A 14720-nucleotide genomic window follows, 5' to 3' on the forward strand; every position below is an offset into this window, starting at 1 on the left:
CCGGCTTCGGTGAACTCAGCGGCGCTAAACTGCTGATCAGTCTTCAAAGCGCACGGCAACACCCCTTTGATCGCTGGCTCAAAGCGATCGGTTTACCGCCGACCGCTGACGTAGAACTGGGTGGTCAATGGGATTTACTCGCTGCAAGAACCGCCGATCAGTGGCAAGCCGAGCCAGGCATTGGTCCAGGTCGGGCAGCGCAGCTCAACGCTTTTTTCAATCACCCACACGTCCAAGTACTGCGTGAACAATTACGCAATCATGGGATTGACGGCTTTTAGTCACTCTCTTTTCCAAAGGATATTCTTAAGGGCGCTTATATGAAATTTTTGTCACCGCTGGTTCTAATGACTGCGTGCGGCCTACTCGCTGCACCTGTTTTTGCAGCGGACGCGCCGCCACTGACAGGCTGCGCCGCCAAGCGTCAGGACATCAGCACCCAAATTGAACAGGCCAAAGCCAATGGCAAAAGTGATCAGCAGGCCGGTCTGGAAAAGGCGTTGAGCGAAGTCACCGCCAATTGCACCGACGCCTCGTTGCTCAAAGAGCTTGAAAACAAAGTGCTGGATGCAAAAAGCGAAGTCAGCCGCCGTCAAAAAGACTTGGATAAGGCCGTGAGCAAAGGCGATCCGGACAAAATCAACAAGCGCAAAGACAAGCTCGCCGAAGCCCGCCAAGATCTGAAAGACGCCCATGCAGAGCTCGAGAAGATCGAGCCTGATGACGATTGAAGTGCTTAGTTAATCCTATTGACACAACCCCTGTAGGAGCTGCCGAAGGCTGCGATCTCGATGGCGCTATCGCAGCCTTCGGCAGCTCCTACAGGGATACGCATGACCTCGCGAAGATTTTAATGATCGCGAAATTCTTTGTGGCAGGCCTCGCATGCGTCCTGAACCTTCTGCACCGCTGGGCTCAGATTACTGGCCTTATATGGCCTCTCATTACTGGCCACCACCAACTCACCCGTGACTGATTCGAGCGAACTGGCCAACGCCTGAAAGCGCGCCTGCTTCTGCCAGACATCATCTTTAGCGCTGCTGTTGGAATCTTCCTTCACCGCCGGGAAATGTTTCCATGGCTCGTGGGACAGGCTGTCGAGCTTGACCGCGCCATCGGTGAAGCGCTGGCCATCGAACGCCACACGCCCTTTGAGCATGCCACTGAGGTCTTCGCTGGTCTTGAGCATTTGCTTGAAGATCGCCTTGCGCTGGCCGAGCGGCGAATTGGGGTCTACCCCACCGCAGGCGCTCAATACCAGACAGGCCAGCAATATTACGGAAAGTCTTTTCAAGGTTATGACAGCTTTAGACTAGGGAAACGGTCGCCAGTATCCTCGGCTGATTGCCAAAGGCCAAGCGCACCGTTGCCGCAGCCAAACGCATGCTTACGCCGAAATGATGAACAGCGCCGCAATGATCCCCATGCCAATGGCCCAGAACAGCGATCGCACCGGCGCCCAATCCGCCAGATAACAAATGATGTACAGCAAACGACTGGTGATGAATAACACCGCCAGCACGTTGATCGTGACCATCTGTGCGTGACCTACATACTGCGCAATAATCACCGCCGCAGCAAATGCCGGCGTGATCTCGAAGCCGTTGCGCTGGGCAGAGTCTGCGCGCTTGGCAAAACCCTGGAGGCTGTCGAGAAACGCGCGCGGGTCATGATTTTGCCGTGCGCCAAACTTGCCGCCGCTGAACTTGGCGACACCCGTACACAGGTACGGCAGGAATATCGCGATAAACACGCACCAGAACGCAACGGTCATACAGTCATCCTTATAGTTTCAGCTTCATTAAAAGCATTCCAAATAACACCAGCCCACACGCTACGAGTCGGGGCCGACCGAAAGGTTCTTTCAGGTAGCGCATGCCGAACAAGACCACCAACACCACGCTGACCTCGCGTAAGGCAGCGGCCTCCGCTACCGAGCCGATTTGCATGGCCCACAACACCAAAGCGTAGCTGAGCAGCACGCACACACCCACACTCAAACCCAGCTGCCACTGCTCACGCCAAAACGCCATAAACGCGTGGCGCTTGTTGCTCACGGCCAAAAGCGGAAAGGGCCACGCACTGATCAGGGTCAGCCATACCAGGTAATCCAAGGGATTTACGCCAACCTTAAGTGCCTGTCCATCGATCCATGTATAGCAACCGATGCACAAACCGATCAGCCCAACCACCGGCAGCATTGACCAGGGCAAGCGTTCGCCGCCTCCGCCGCGCCATAGCAAGCAGACCATGCCACAGGGAATCAATAAGATACCGAGAATTTGTTGCGTGCTGAGGTGTTCACCTGCAAAAAACAGCGTAAGCCCGAGTACCACCAAGGGTGAAAGTCCGCGCATCAGCGGGTAGACCAACCCCAGGTCACCGACCCGGTAAGCCCTGATCAGCAATACACGATAGAGCAGCTCGAACCCGGCCGACGCCAGCATCCATGGCCAGACGTCAAAGGGCGGCGGCGTTACAAAACCGACCATCAACACGGCGAAAAGCAGCGCCACAGTGTCCATGCTGGCGATGACAAGTAGCCGTTCACCACTAAATTTAACCAACGTGTTCCACGTCGCGTGAAGTACAGCAGCGAGTAATACTAAAACGGTAGCCAGCACCCAAGCTTTCCTTATTGTAAAAGCGTTCTCTAATAGCGACCGGTCATGGTATTTGATTCGCCATATTTCCGTGGCTGGATATACTAACCACTGTTACGCCACATGCAGTTGCGCGCCCGAACTATTCCAATAAGCTTGCTGCCACTGAACTCGACCGTTAACGGATCGAGTTTTGTCGTTCGCATGCGTGTGCTTGCTCTGGCGTCAAGACTACACAGGGAATAGACGCATGCCACTCGCCTTGCTTGCACTCGCCGTTGCCGCGTTCGGCATTGGCACCACTGAATTTGTAATCATGGGCTTGCTGCCCGACGTCGCCACCGACCTGCACGTCAGCATTCCACAGGCAGGGCTATTGATCACCGGCTATGCGCTGGGTGTGGTGTTCGGCGCACCGATCCTTGCTATTGCCACCGCCAACATGCCGCGCAAAGCCACGCTGCTGGGCATGACCTTGATGTTCATTCTCGGCAATATTTTGTGTGCGCTGGCACCGACCTATACCGCGCTGATGGCCGCACGGGTGATTACTGCGTTGTGCCATGGCGCGTTTTTTGGCATTGGCTCGGTGGTGGCTGCCGGCCTGGTGGCGCCGAACAAGCGGGCTCAAGCGATTGCGCTGATGTTTACCGGTTTGACCTTGGCCAACGTATTGGGCGTGCCGCTGGGGACTGCCCTGGGGCAATACGCTGGCTGGCGCTCGACGTTCTGGGCGGTAGCAGTGATTGGTGTGATAGCGGTAGTGGCGCAGATGATCTGGCTGCCGAAACACATCGCCATGGAGAAAACCAACCTGACCCTCGAATTCCGGGTACTGAGAAAACCTAATGTGTTGTTGGCGCTGGCCATGAGTGCGCTGGCGTCGACCAGCCTTTTTAGCGTGTTCACGTATATCGCCCCGATCCTGCGCGACGTGACCGGCGTCAGTCCGCACGGCGTGACCATCATGTTGCTGCTATTTGGTTTGGGCTTAACGGGCGGCAGCATGATCGGCGGCAAGTTAGCCGATAGCCGATTACTGCCCGCGCTGGTGTGGATGTCAGTAGCAGTGGTGTTGGTTGTGGCGCTGTTCAGCCAGACCGCGCACTCGGTGATTCCAGCGGCGATTACCCTATTGGTGTGGGGTGTTGTAGCGTTCGCTCTGTGCCCTATTCTGCAATTGCTGATTATTGATCAAGCCAGCGATGCGCCTAACTTAGGGTCGACGCTCAACCAAAGCGCCTTCAACCTCGGCAATGCTGCCGGGGCGTGGATCGGCGGTTTGGTCGTCGGCAGCGGCGCCGACCTGGCGGACCTGCCATGGACCGGCGCCGCGCTCGCAGTCCTTACCGTGCTGACGGCGCTGTACTACATCTACTTGCAGCGGCGTCATGCTCAAACTATTGGTATTTCATAGCTCGCTTCGCCTGTAGGTACCAAATTCATTCGGGAAAGCCACACCGCAAATCCTCAGACAAACTGCGACGCCCGCTTCCCGAATGAATTCGATCCTACAGATATCCGGCGCGATTGGCTAAGATGCCTCCAATCCCAGTCGAGGCTCAGGAGCACGCATGCCCAGCAACGAGGAGATCGCCATTGTTGGCGGCACACCGATGATTCCCGAGCAGCGCCGGGAGTTGATGCTGCGCCAGTTGCGCAAGCATCAGGTACTCAGCGTGCATCAGTTGGTGGAAATGTTCGACTGCTCGCACATGACCATTCGCCGCGACGTCGCGCTTCTAGAACAGGAAGGACGTGCTTATTCGGTAACCGGCGGTGTGCGCATTGCCAGTCAAGTGCACAGCGAACCCAGTCATCAATCTAAGGCGGTGATTGAACTGCCGCAAAAACAAGGCATGGCGCGCCTCGCAGCGGGCTTATTGCACGCCGACATGACGGTTTACCTGGATGCCGGGACCAGCACTCTGGAAATCGTCCCGCACATCGTCGCGCTATCGGGCATGACCGTGGTAACCAACGACTTCGGCATCGTCCATGCGTTGGCCGACGCGGGCCATGTGGACGTCATCCATACCGGTGGGCTGATGGACCACGCGAATCGTTCGTGCATCGGTGGCCTCGCTGCGGCCACCTTGCGCCAGCTCGCCACCGACATCGCGTTCATGTCCACCAGCTCTTGGGACCTGCAACGCGGCACCACCACGCCTTCAGCCTTGAAGGTCGAGGTCAAGCAAGCGGCCATGCAGTCCGCGTCACAAACCGTGCTCATCGCCACCGCCTCCAAGTACGGCACCTTCGGCATGTACAAGATCTGCGCACTGGAGCAGTTCGACCTGATCATCAGCGACGCGGCATTGGCTGAGGCTGCTGCAGACGGGATCCGCAAGCAACGGATTGAGTTGCTCTTGGCGCCAGCAGGCAGCGCTCGCTGAAACACCCCCACTTCCTGTGTGACACAAAATCCCTGTAGGAGCTTATGTTTGCTGTGCGGCAGCGCAGATGTGAATCCATGTGAAAAATAAAAATACTTCACATTATCCGCTCACTGATTCACTATCGAATTCACAGATAAGAACAACATTGCCTGAATGCTGGCACGCAGAGCATCGGCATAACATCCGAGGAACACAGCATGACTAATAAGAATGTCGGCGTTATTGGTTTGGGTGCGATGGGTTTGGGCATCGCCCGCTCGTTACTGCGCAGTGGTTTCAATGTGCATGCCTGTGATGTACGCAGCAGCGTCACCGAGCAATTTGCCAGCGAAGGCGGCGTAGCCTGCGCCACTCCAGCAGCCATGGCAGCGGATTGTGATGTCATCATCACGGTTGTGGTCAATGCCGAACAAACTGAAACCGTGCTGTTTGGCGAGAACGGTGCCATCGCCGCACTGCGCCCTGGCAGCCTGGTTATCGGTTGCGCCACCGTCGCGCCGACCTTCGCCGTGGAACTGGGGCAACGCCTCGTCGCACAAAACCTGCTGTACCTCGATGCCCCAATTTCTGGCGGTGCAGCCAAAGCCGCAGCGGGCGAAATGACCATGATGACTTCTGGCCCGGCTGAGTCCTACGCCAAGGGCCAAGCCATCCTCGACGGCATGGCCGGTAAGGTTTATCGCCTGGGCGATGTACACGGTCTCGGCTCGAAAGTAAAAATCATCAACCAACTGCTCGCGGGCGTGCACATTGCAGCCAGTGCCGAAGCCATGGCGCTGGGTTTGCGTGAAGGCGTCGATGCCGATGCGCTTTACGAAGTGATTACCCACAGCGCCGGCAACTCGTGGATGTTCGAGAACCGTGTGCCACACATTCTAAAAGCCGATTACACCCCGCTGTCGGCCGTGGACATTTTCGTCAAGGACTTGGGGTTGGTACTGGATACCGCCCGCGCCAGCAAATTCCCGCTGCCATTGTCTGCCACCGCCCACCAGATGTTCATGCAGGCCTCCAGTGCCGGCTTTGGTCGTGAAGACGATTGCGCCGTGATCAAAATTTTCCCTGGCATCACCTTGCCGGTTGCCAAGCCAGACCAAGCATAAGGAGCGTCCGATGAGTCTTTCCCCTTCTCGGCCGTTGCTCGGCTGCATCGCCGATGACTTCACCGGCGCGACCGACCTGGCCAACATGTTGGTGCGCGGTGGCATGCGCACCGTGCAAAGCATTGGCATCCCCACCGCTGAAATGGCCGCCAGCCTGGACGCCGACGCCATTGTGATTGCCTTGAAATCCCGCACCACGCCTGCGACTGAAGCCGTGGCCGAGTCGCTGGCCGCGCTGCAGTGGTTGCGTGAACAGGGCTGCGAGCAGATTTTCTTCAAGTATTGCTCGACATTCGATTCCACCGCAGCAGGCAACATCGGTCAGGTCAGTGAGGCCTTACTGGCAAAGCTGGGCAGCGACTTCACCTTGGCGTGCCCGGCATTCCCGGAAAATGGCCGCACAATTTTCCGTGGTCATTTGTTTGTGCAGGACCAATTGCTCAGCGAATCGGGCATGCAACATCACCCACTGACGCCAATGACCGATGCCAATCTGGTGCGCGTGCTGCAATCGCAAACCCAATTGAAAGTCGGCTTGTTGCGCTACGACAGCATTGCCAAAGGCGTTGAGGGCGTACGCAGCAAAATCGCTGAGCTGCGTGCTGACGGCGTGAAGATGGCAATTGCCGACGCCTTGTCTGATGCCGACTTGTACACCCTGGGCGAAGCCTGTGCCGACCTGCCACTGTTGACCGGTGGATCGGGGCTGGCCTTGGGCCTGCCGGGGAATTTCCGCAAAGCGGGCAAACTGCGAGCCATCGACGCGGCCCAACTCGAACCTGTCACCGGCGGCGAAGTGGTGCTGGCGGGCAGCGCGTCGGTCGCGACCAATGGACAGGTCGCGGCGTGGCTTGAAGCCAAGCGCCCTGCCTTGCGCATCAATCCTCTGGAACTGGCTGCAGGCCAGCCGGTGGTTGAACAGGCGCTGGAGTTCGCGCGCAAAGCTGATCAAACCGTTTTGATCTATGCCACCAGCACGCCGGACGAAGTCAAAGCCGTGCAACAACAGCTCGGCGTTGAACGTGCCGGGGCCCTGGTCGAGGACGCGCTCGGGCAAATTGCCAAGGGCTTGTTGCAGGCCGGAGTACGGCGCTTCGTGGTTGCCGGTGGCGAAACCTCCGGTGCTGTGGTGCAGGCGCTGGGGGTACAGCTGCTGCAGATCGGCGCGCAAATCGATCCGGGCGTTCCGGCTACCGTCAGTAAAGGTACGCAGCCGCTAGCGCTAGCGCTCAAATCCGGCAACTTCGGGGGCCGCGACTTCTTCAGCAAGGCGCTTAAGCAACTCGCGGGGGAAGCACCATGAGTGTGGAAAACAACCTGCGTGAGGAAATCTGCGACATCGGCCGGCTGCTCTATGGCCGCGGCTACACCGTCGGCAGCGCTGGCAACATCAGCGCCCGCCTCGACGATGGCTGGCTGATCACGCCTACCGACGCCTGTCTGGGCCGCCTTGATCCGACGCAAATCGCCAAGGTCAATCTGGCCGGGGAATGGATTTCCGGCAGCAAGCCGTCGAAGACTCTTGCGCTGCACCGGGAAGTCTACGACCGCAACCCATCCGTGGGCGGCGTGGTGCATACCCATTCGACTCATTTGGTGGCGCTAACGCTGGCGGGCGTCTGGCACGAAGACAGCATTCTGCCGCCGCTGACCCCGTATCAGGTCATGAAAGTCGGGCAGATCCCACTGATCGGTTATGAGCGGCCCGGTTCGCCAAAAGTCGCCGAACGTGTCGCGCAACTGGCCAACAGCGTGCGCGGCGTGATGCTCGAACGGCTGGGCCCGGTGATCTGGGAAAGCTCCGTGGCCAAGGCCAGCTACGCCCTTGAAGAGCTGGAAGAGACCGCTCGGCTGTGGCTGATGAGTAACCCAAAGCCAGCGCCGCTGGACTCGGCAGCACTGGAAGAACTGCGCCAGGTGTTCGGCGCGCAATGGTAATTCGCACGACCTGATCGAGAGTCGCCTGACGACTCCCGGCAAAACCCGGCGTGGCCGGAAAATAATAACAACAGGATTCTAGAGCATGACCCACTCGTATCGCGTCACCCGCAAATGCTCGTGCCTCGTCTCGCCCATGTGCTGTTGGAGTGACCGGGCATGACACCATTATTTCTCATGTTGACCGCTGGGGCGGGCATCGCACTGCTGCTGTTCCTGGTCCTCAAATACAAATTTCAGCCATTTGTGGCCTTGATGCTGGTAAGCATCATCGTTGCGCTGGTCGCCGGGGTAAAACCGTCTGAATTGGTGGCCACCATCGAAGGCGGCATGGGCAAAACCCTGGGCCACATCGCCATTATTATTGCCTTGGGCGCGATGATCGGACGCATCATTGAGTTGTCCGGTGGCGCCGAAGCGCTGGCCAAGACCTTGATCAAACGCTTTGGCAACAAGCGCACGCCACTGGCGCTGACCATTGCAGGTTTCATCGTCGGCATTCCGGTGTTCTTCGAAGTGGGCGTGATCATCCTTATGCCGCTGGCGTATGGCGTGGCCCGTGCGGCGCGCAAACCGTTAATGATCTTCGCGTTGCCGATGTGCGCAGCGTTGCTGTCGGTACATGCCTTCCTGCCCCCGCATCCGGGCGCCGTGGCCGCTGCCGGGCAATTGGGTGCAGATTTGGGACGCGTGCTGATGTTTGGCATTCCCATCGTCGCGATGCTATCCCTGATCGGCTACTTCATTGCCGCACGCATGACCCGCAAGGTCTACCCAATGACCGACGATATCCGGGCTGAAGTTTATGGCCCGCATATCACCAATCAAGACCTTGAAGCCTGGGCCCGCAACGACTATTCCAATACTAGCGAAGCGGCCCACGCCAAGACCCTGGGTCTGGAAGAAAGCGCCAGCAGTCTGGCTGCATCTTTACCACCAGCACCTGCGCCAGGTTTCGGGCTGATCATTGCGTTGATCGTGCTGCCCATCGTGCTGATCTTGCTGGGTACGCTGGCGACCACGTTATTGCCGGTCGAATCCACGCTGCGCAGTATTCTCACCGTACTCGGCGCTCCGCTCGTGGCGTTGCTGATCGATACCTTGCTGTGCGCCTATTTGCTGGGTTCTCGTCGCGGCTGGAGCCGTACTCAGGTTTCCGACGTGATCGGCTCGGCGTTGCCGGGTGTTGCCATGGTGATCCTGATTGCTGGTGCCGGTGGCGTGTTTGGCAAGGTGCTGGTGGATACCGGCATCGGCGCCGTAGTCTCCGAAGCACTGCGTAACACCGGTTTGCCGGTTTTGGCCTTGGGCTTCCTGCTGACCTTGCTGCTGCGTGCGGTACAAGGTTCGACCACCGTTGCCTTGGTGACTACCGCCGGTATTCTCAGCCCATTGATCGCGACACTGCACCTGACCCCTAACCATTTGGCATTGCTGTGTTTGGCCATGGGCGGTGGCGGTCTGGCGATGTCGCACATCAACGATGCCGGTTACTGGATGTTTACTAAGTTGGCCGGGGTCAACGTCGGCGATGGCTTGCGCACCTGGACCCTATTGGTGACTATTCTCGGCACGCTGGGTTTCTTGACCACCCTGGTGATTTGGCCATTCGTCTGATCTGAAAGACTGGAGTTCACATGCCTCGTTTCGCTGCCAACCTCAGCATGCTCTACCCGCAACATGATTTCCTTGATCGCTTTGCCGCAGCTGCCGCTGATGGTTTCGGCGCGGTGGAGTTCTTGTTTCCCTATGACTACAGCGCGCAGGAACTCAAGCAACGCCTGAGCGACAACGGACTGGTCCAGGCGCTGTTCAATGCGCCGCCGGGGGATTGGGCAGCAGGGGAAAGAGGCATCGCTTCATTGCCGGGCCGTGAAGAAGAGTTCCGTATCGGTGTCGCACGCGCCCTTGAGTACGCACATGTCTTGGGCAACGACCGGATTCACGTTATGGCCGGTTTGCTGCCCAATGAAACACTGCGCGAACGCCATCAGGCGGTGTACCTGGAAAACCTGGCCTATGCCGCGCAACAAGCGGCCGAGGCGGGTATCACGGTACTTATTGAGCCGATCAACACCCGCGACATGCCAGGGTTCTTCCTCAATCGCCAGGATCATGCCCAGGCCATCTGCAAAGCGGTTGGTGCTGACAACCTCAAGGTGCAGTTCGACTTCTATCACTGCCAAATCGTCGAAGGCGACGTGACATCCAAGCTGCGCCGGGATTTTGCCGGTGTCGGCCATATCCAGATTGCCGGTGTTCCCGATCGCCATGAACCGGACCTGGGCGAGCTGAATTACCCGTACCTGTTCGAGCTGATTGATCAGTTGGGTTACACCGGCTGGATCGGCTGCGAATATAGGCCTAAGGGCGATACAAGCGCAGGTTTGCAGTGGTTGCGGGACTGGCAAGCTGCTCAAGCCTAATTCAGGCAAACGCTGTGGGACCGAATTCATTCAGGAATGCTGAGTTTCAAGCGCTGCATATCCGACGCCTGTCCCATTTTCCCGAATGAATTCGGTCCCACAGGCTGGTGCATGTGGGCCCAATATCAGCCGATTGCCTCTTCCTGAAATTGGTCTTTCACGTATTTGATCTCGGTCCGGCCGTGGGGTGATGGCAGGCCGTCTTCGCCGAGGTTGACGAACACCATTTTCTCGACCGTCAGGATGCTTTTGCGGGTGATTTTGTTACGCACTTCACAGGTCAAGGTGATGGAGGTGCGTCCGAAGTCGGTAGCGGTGATGCCCAGTTCGATGATGTCGCCCTGACGCGAGGCACTGACGAAGTTGATCTCGGAAATATACTTGGTGACAACGCGCTGGTTACCCAACTGGACGATGGCGTAAATCGCCGCTTCTTCGTCGATCCAGCGCAACAGACTGCCGCCGAACAAGGTGCCGTTGGGGTTGAGGTCTTCGGGTTTAACCCACTTGCGGGTGTGGAAATTCATGTTCACTCCAAAAACGTACCGTTTGAGCTTTAAGCTTCAAGGTTCAAGCCCCAAGCTGCAAGTGAAAAGCCACTGATCGTCTTCTTACCGCTTGCAGCTTGCCACTTGCCGCTGAAACCCAGCTATAATCGCCGTCGCTTCAAAACGGTCATCTTCGCTTGATACCGTTCCCGCCACCTGTCCGAGGGGCGCTGCAGCAGGTTCATCCTGTCAGGCTCGGATAGGGCGTTGTTTAATCAGCTGATTCTCAGGATCAAGCCGATCAAACCTTAAACGCACAACGGCGCCCATTCGCATACTACGAATGGAGACTCTCAATGAGTGCTGTAATTTCGCCCGCTGATTTCAACGACTTCAAAGTCGCCGACATGTCCCTGGCTGCCTGGGGCCGTCGCGAAACCATCATCGCTGAATCCGAAATGCCTGCCCTGATGGGTCTGCGCCGCAAATACGCCGGTGAACAACCGCTCAAGGGCGCGAAGATTCTCGGCTGCATCCACATGACCATCCAGACTGCCGTACTGATCGAAACCCTGGTTGCCTTAGGTGCCGAAGTGCGTTGGTCGTCATGCAACATCTTCTCGACTCAGGACCAGGCCGCTGCCGCTGTTGCTGCTGCCGGTATTGCGGTTTACGCCTGGAAAGGCGAAACAGAAGCTGAATACGAGTGGTGCATCGAGCAAACCATCCTTAAAGATGGCCAGCCTTGGGACGCCAACATGATCCTCGACGACGGCGGCGACCTGACCGAGATCATCCACAAGAAATACCCGCAGATGCTCGAGCGCATCCACGGCGTGACTGAAGAAACTACCACCGGCGTTCACCGCCTGCTGGACATGTTGGCCAAGGGCGAGCTGAAAATCCCGGCCATCAACGTCAACGACTCCGTGACCAAAAGCAAAAACGACAACAAGTACGGCTGCCGTCATAGCCTGAACGATGCCATCAAGCGCGGCACCGACCACCTGCTGTCCGGCAAGCAAGCGCTGGTCATCGGTTACGGTGACGTGGGCAAGGGCTCCGCACAGTCGCTGCGTCAGGAAGGCATGATCGTTAAAGTTACCGAAGTCGATCCTATCTGCGCTATGCAAGCGTGCATGGACGGTTTCGAACTGGTTTCGCCGTTCATCGACGGGATCAACGACGGTACCGCCGCTAGCATCGACACTGCGCTGCTGGGCAAGATCGACCTGATCGTGACCACCACCGGTAACGTCAATGTTTGCGACTCGAACATGCTCAAGGCCCTGAAGAAACGTGCGGTCGTGTGCAACATCGGTCACTTCGACAACGAAATCGACACCGCTTTCATGCGCAAAAACTGGGCATGGGAAGAAGTGAAGCCGCAGGTTCACAAGATTCACCGTACCGGCGCTGGCACGTTCGATCCACACAACGATGACTACTTGATCCTGCTGGCCGAAGGCCGTTTGGTAAACCTGGGCAACGCGACAGGTCACCCGAGCCGCATCATGGACGGTTCGTTTGCTAACCAGGTACTGGCGCAAATCTTCTTGTTCGATCAGAAGTACGCCGATCTGACACCGGCCAAAAAAGCCGAGCGTCTGACCGTAGAAGTTCTGCCGAAGAAGCTGGACGAAGAAGTAGCGCTGGAAATGGTTCGTGGTTTCGGTGGCGTTGTCACTCAACTGACCAAGACCCAAGCTGACTACATCGGCGTCGCCGTTGAAGGCCCGTTCAAGCCGCACGCTTATCGTTATTGATTGATCGGCGTTTGCGCGCCAGCAATTGATCTCGGGCTGTCCGCTCCCCTGTGGGAGCGGACTTGTCCGCGAACAAGCGCGAAGCGGTCGCAACAGCCATTATCGACATTTTGAAGGTCGTTCCGACCTTATCGCGGGCAAGCCCGCTCCAACATGAGATCGGCGTCCATGCTCCAAGACCGTGGTTTTAGCTTCGAATTTTTTCCGACCAAGACCGATGCCGGGCACGAAAAACTGCTCGCCACCGCTCGTCAATTGGCCACTTACAACCCAGATTTCTTTTCCTGCACGTACGGTGCAGGCGGTTCCACCCGTGACCGCACGATCAATACCGTGCTGCAGCTTGAGAGCGAAGTGAAAATCCCGGCTGCCCCGCACTTGTCCTGCGTAGGCGACAGTAAGGCCGACTTGCGCGCCTTATTGACTCAATACAAAGAGGCTGGGATCAAGCGCATTGTTGCCCTGCGCGGCGACCTGCCTTCGGGCATGGGCATGTCCAGCGGTGAACTGCGCTACGCCAGCGACCTCGTTGCGTTCATTCGTGAAGAAACCGGCAGTCACTTCCACATTGAAGTTGCCGCCTATCCGGAAGTGCACCCGCAAGCGCGCAATTTCGAAGACGATTTGACCAACTTTGTGCGCAAGGCCCAGGCCGGCGCAGACAGTGCAATCACCCAGTATTTTTTCAACGCCGACAGCTACTTTTACTTCGTCGAGCGCGTGCGAAAAATGGGCGTGAACATCCCTATCGTGCCGGGCATTATGCCAATCACTAACTACAGCAAACTGGCGCGGTTCTCTGACGCGTGCGGCGCAGAGATCCCGCGCTGGATTCGCAAGCAGCTGGAAGCCTACGGTGATGATGTTCAGAGCATTCAAGCGTTTGGTGAGCAAGTCATCACCGAAATGTGTGACCGTTTGCTTCAAGGCGGCGCACCGGGCCTGCACTTCTATACCCTGAATCAGGCCGAACCTAGCCTGGCCATCTGGAATAACCTGAAGCTGTCCCGCTGAAAACAAATCCAGCGTGACGAGCATGCTTGTGTAACATTCTGGCCTGTTTATTCAGCAGGTCTCGCATTCGCGGGGCCTTGCTGACACCTTGGACTACGGACTTAGCCTGTTGACAACTTCCAGTTCTACCCCGCAAGCACCGCAGCTCGTCTATCTGGTTTTTGGTGCGAACACCTACCATCAGGAAGCTGTATTCAGCATTGCCAGCGCCATTGCCGGAATGCGCGAAACGCCAGGTCAAGCGTTGGACATTCAGGTGTTCACCGACAATCCGGCGCCTTACGTAAACCTGCCTGTACGCATTCGGCCGCTGGACGAAGAGACGCGTGCAGAGTGGAGCGCTCCCCACGGCTATCACTTTCGCACCAAACACGTAGCGCTGCGTAACGTGTTGACGGAATCCGAGTGCGCGCTGCTGATCGACACCGACACCTTCTTCCATTGCTCACCGCTAAAGCTGTTTGATCGGGTCAAGCCTGGCACTTTGCTGTGCAATGCGTTTGGCCCACGCTATGGCGCTAATAAAGAAGTGTCGTTGTACGCGGTGCTTGCCGAACGGCTAGGCGCCAGAGGCCTGACCGATGATCAGATGCTGCTGCTTAACTCCGGGGTTATCGGCCTGATGCGTGAAGACGCAGGCGTGCTGGACCACTCCATTGCCATGATGGATGAGTTTTACCCAGAAGTGACAACCTCCTTCAACCTCGAAGAGTTCTGCTTGAGCGTGGCGGTTTATCGCACTAAAAAGGTCAATGAGTGCACTGACCTTATCCACCACTACTGGAGCCGCAAACAGCTGTTCCGAGCCAAAGTCCGTGCCTGGCTGGCGAAACATGGCGATACTCCGCTCAGCCACGCAGCGTTGGATGATACTCGGCGCGTTACTACCAACCTACCGCGCCCCCCGACGTGGAAGCGTCTGATGTACAAGGCGGCGACTGTGGGCGTGCCCTCTACGCAGCGGCAGTTTCTGCGGGAGATAC

15 protein-coding genes, 1 pseudogene and 1 riboswitch are annotated in these 14720 nt (G+C 57.5%); of the genes and pseudogenes, 12 read left to right on the top strand and 4 right to left on the bottom strand.

Annotated features, from left to right (window positions below; all coding sequences use genetic code 11):
• Positions 1 to 281 (top strand): annotated as a pseudogene (locus M0974_RS19945) (DNA ligase B); the annotation flags it as partial.
• A 39-nt stretch (positions 282 to 320) separates the two neighbouring features.
• Positions 321 to 731: a DUF1090 domain-containing protein gene (locus M0974_RS19950; RefSeq protein WP_297840650.1), complete on the top strand. Its 411-nt coding sequence runs from the start codon at positions 321 to 323 to the stop codon at positions 729 to 731.
• Positions 732 to 850: 119 nt separating this feature from the next.
• On the opposite strand, the gene M0974_RS19955 is transcribed toward M0974_RS19950, so the two are convergent.
• From M0974_RS19955 to M0974_RS19965, 3 genes are all read right to left on the bottom strand, one after another.
• A complete protein-coding gene (locus M0974_RS19955) occupies positions 851 to 1300 on the bottom strand; it encodes a cytochrome c (protein ID WP_297840687.1) in 450 nt (149 codons plus the stop codon).
• 87 nt (positions 1301 to 1387) lie between these two features.
• Complete coding sequence (locus M0974_RS19960; protein ID WP_297840653.1) at positions 1388 to 1774, bottom strand: MAPEG family protein; 387 nt, start codon at positions 1772 to 1774, stop codon at positions 1388 to 1390.
• Positions 1775 to 1784: 10 nt separating this feature from the next.
• Complete coding sequence (locus M0974_RS19965) at positions 1785 to 2624, bottom strand: DMT family transporter (protein WP_297840655.1); 840 nt, start codon at positions 2622 to 2624, stop codon at positions 1785 to 1787.
• 229 nt (positions 2625 to 2853) lie between these two features.
• Here M0974_RS19965 and M0974_RS19970 point away from each other — a divergent pair, with 229 nt between their 5' ends.
• The 7 genes from M0974_RS19970 (at position 2854) to otnI (ending at position 10469) form a co-directional block, all read left to right on the top strand.
• Positions 2854 to 4020 carry an MFS transporter gene (locus M0974_RS19970; protein ID WP_297840658.1) on the top strand — a complete coding sequence of 389 codons (1167 nt, stop codon included), beginning with the start codon at positions 2854 to 2856 and terminating at the stop codon, positions 4018 to 4020.
• Between the two features lie 157 nt (positions 4021 to 4177).
• A complete protein-coding gene (locus M0974_RS19975; RefSeq protein WP_297840661.1) occupies positions 4178 to 4999 on the top strand; it encodes a DeoR/GlpR family DNA-binding transcription regulator in 822 nt (273 codons plus the stop codon).
• Positions 5000 to 5199: 200 nt separating this feature from the next.
• Positions 5200 to 6105 (top strand): L-threonate dehydrogenase, encoded by a 906-nt coding sequence (gene ltnD, locus M0974_RS19980; protein WP_297840664.1) that lies wholly within the window; start codon positions 5200 to 5202, stop codon positions 6103 to 6105.
• A 10-nt stretch (positions 6106 to 6115) separates the two neighbouring features.
• Positions 6116 to 7408 carry a 3-oxo-tetronate kinase gene (otnK, locus tag M0974_RS19985; protein WP_297840667.1) on the top strand — a complete coding sequence of 431 codons (1293 nt, stop codon included), beginning with the start codon at positions 6116 to 6118 and terminating at the stop codon, positions 7406 to 7408.
• Positions 7405 to 8043: an aldolase gene (locus M0974_RS19990; RefSeq protein WP_297840669.1), complete on the top strand. Its 639-nt coding sequence runs from the start codon at positions 7405 to 7407 to the stop codon at positions 8041 to 8043. Before otnK ends, M0974_RS19990 begins: the two co-directional genes overlap by 4 nt.
• Positions 8044 to 8202: 159 nt before the next feature.
• The gene (locus M0974_RS19995) at positions 8203 to 9660 is read left to right on the top strand and encodes an SLC13 family permease (protein WP_297840671.1); all 1458 of its coding nucleotides are present in this window, start codon (positions 8203 to 8205) and stop codon (positions 9658 to 9660) included.
• A 20-nt stretch (positions 9661 to 9680) separates the two neighbouring features.
• Positions 9681 to 10469, top strand: coding sequence for a 2-oxo-tetronate isomerase (otnI, locus tag M0974_RS20000; RefSeq protein ID WP_297840673.1), 789 nt, complete (start codon positions 9681 to 9683; stop codon positions 10467 to 10469).
• Positions 10470 to 10594: 125 nt separating this feature from the next.
• Here otnI and M0974_RS20005 read toward each other — a convergent pair whose 3' ends face one another.
• Complete coding sequence (locus tag M0974_RS20005; RefSeq protein ID WP_297840676.1) at positions 10595 to 10996, bottom strand: hotdog domain-containing protein; 402 nt, start codon at positions 10994 to 10996, stop codon at positions 10595 to 10597.
• A 177-nt stretch (positions 10997 to 11173) separates the two neighbouring features.
• Positions 11174 to 11292, top strand: a riboswitch (S-adenosyl-L-homocysteine riboswitch).
• 21 nt (positions 11293 to 11313) lie between these two features.
• On the opposite strand from M0974_RS20005, the gene ahcY reads away from it, so the two are divergent.
• The 3 genes from ahcY to M0974_RS20020 form a co-directional block, all read left to right on the top strand.
• Positions 11314 to 12723, top strand: coding sequence for an adenosylhomocysteinase (ahcY, locus tag M0974_RS20010; RefSeq protein ID WP_297840679.1), 1410 nt, complete (start codon positions 11314 to 11316; stop codon positions 12721 to 12723).
• Positions 12724 to 12891: 168 nt separating this feature from the next.
• Entirely contained in the window at positions 12892 to 13737 is an 846-nt protein-coding gene (metF, locus tag M0974_RS20015) for a methylenetetrahydrofolate reductase [NAD(P)H] (protein WP_297840681.1), read from the top strand.
• A 109-nt stretch (positions 13738 to 13846) separates the two neighbouring features.
• Positions 13847 to 14720: hypothetical protein (locus M0974_RS20020; protein ID WP_297840684.1), on the top strand; the 874-nt coding region annotated here is incomplete at its 3' end.

The sequence above is a fragment of the Pseudomonas sp. genome (assembly GCF_026224925.1).
Lineage (GTDB): Bacteria > Pseudomonadota > Gammaproteobacteria > Pseudomonadales > Pseudomonadaceae > Aquipseudomonas.

Coding starts and splice junctions, on each gene's coding strand:
- ahcY (WP_297840679.1), top strand. CDS start 11,314: ATGAGTGCTGTAATTTCGCCCGCTGATTTCAACGACTTCAAAGTCGCC.
- M0974_RS20005 (WP_297840676.1), bottom strand. CDS start 10,996: ATGAATTTCCACACCCGCAAGTGGGTTAAACCCGAAGACCTCAACCCC.
- M0974_RS19970 (WP_297840658.1), top strand. CDS start 2,854: ATGCCACTCGCCTTGCTTGCACTCGCCGTTGCCGCGTTCGGCATTGGC.
- otnK (WP_297840667.1), top strand. CDS start 6,116: ATGAGTCTTTCCCCTTCTCGGCCGTTGCTCGGCTGCATCGCCGATGAC.
- ltnD (WP_297840664.1), top strand. CDS start 5,200: ATGACTAATAAGAATGTCGGCGTTATTGGTTTGGGTGCGATGGGTTTG.
- M0974_RS19950 (WP_297840650.1), top strand. CDS start 321: ATGAAATTTTTGTCACCGCTGGTTCTAATGACTGCGTGCGGCCTACTC.
- M0974_RS19990 (WP_297840669.1), top strand. CDS start 7,405: ATGAGTGTGGAAAACAACCTGCGTGAGGAAATCTGCGACATCGGCCGG.
- M0974_RS19960 (WP_297840653.1), bottom strand. CDS start 1,774: ATGACCGTTGCGTTCTGGTGCGTGTTTATCGCGATATTCCTGCCGTAC.
- otnI (WP_297840673.1), top strand. CDS start 9,681: ATGCCTCGTTTCGCTGCCAACCTCAGCATGCTCTACCCGCAACATGAT.
- M0974_RS19975 (WP_297840661.1), top strand. CDS start 4,178: ATGCCCAGCAACGAGGAGATCGCCATTGTTGGCGGCACACCGATGATT.
- M0974_RS19995 (WP_297840671.1), top strand. CDS start 8,203: ATGACACCATTATTTCTCATGTTGACCGCTGGGGCGGGCATCGCACTG.
- metF (WP_297840681.1), top strand. CDS start 12,892: ATGCTCCAAGACCGTGGTTTTAGCTTCGAATTTTTTCCGACCAAGACC.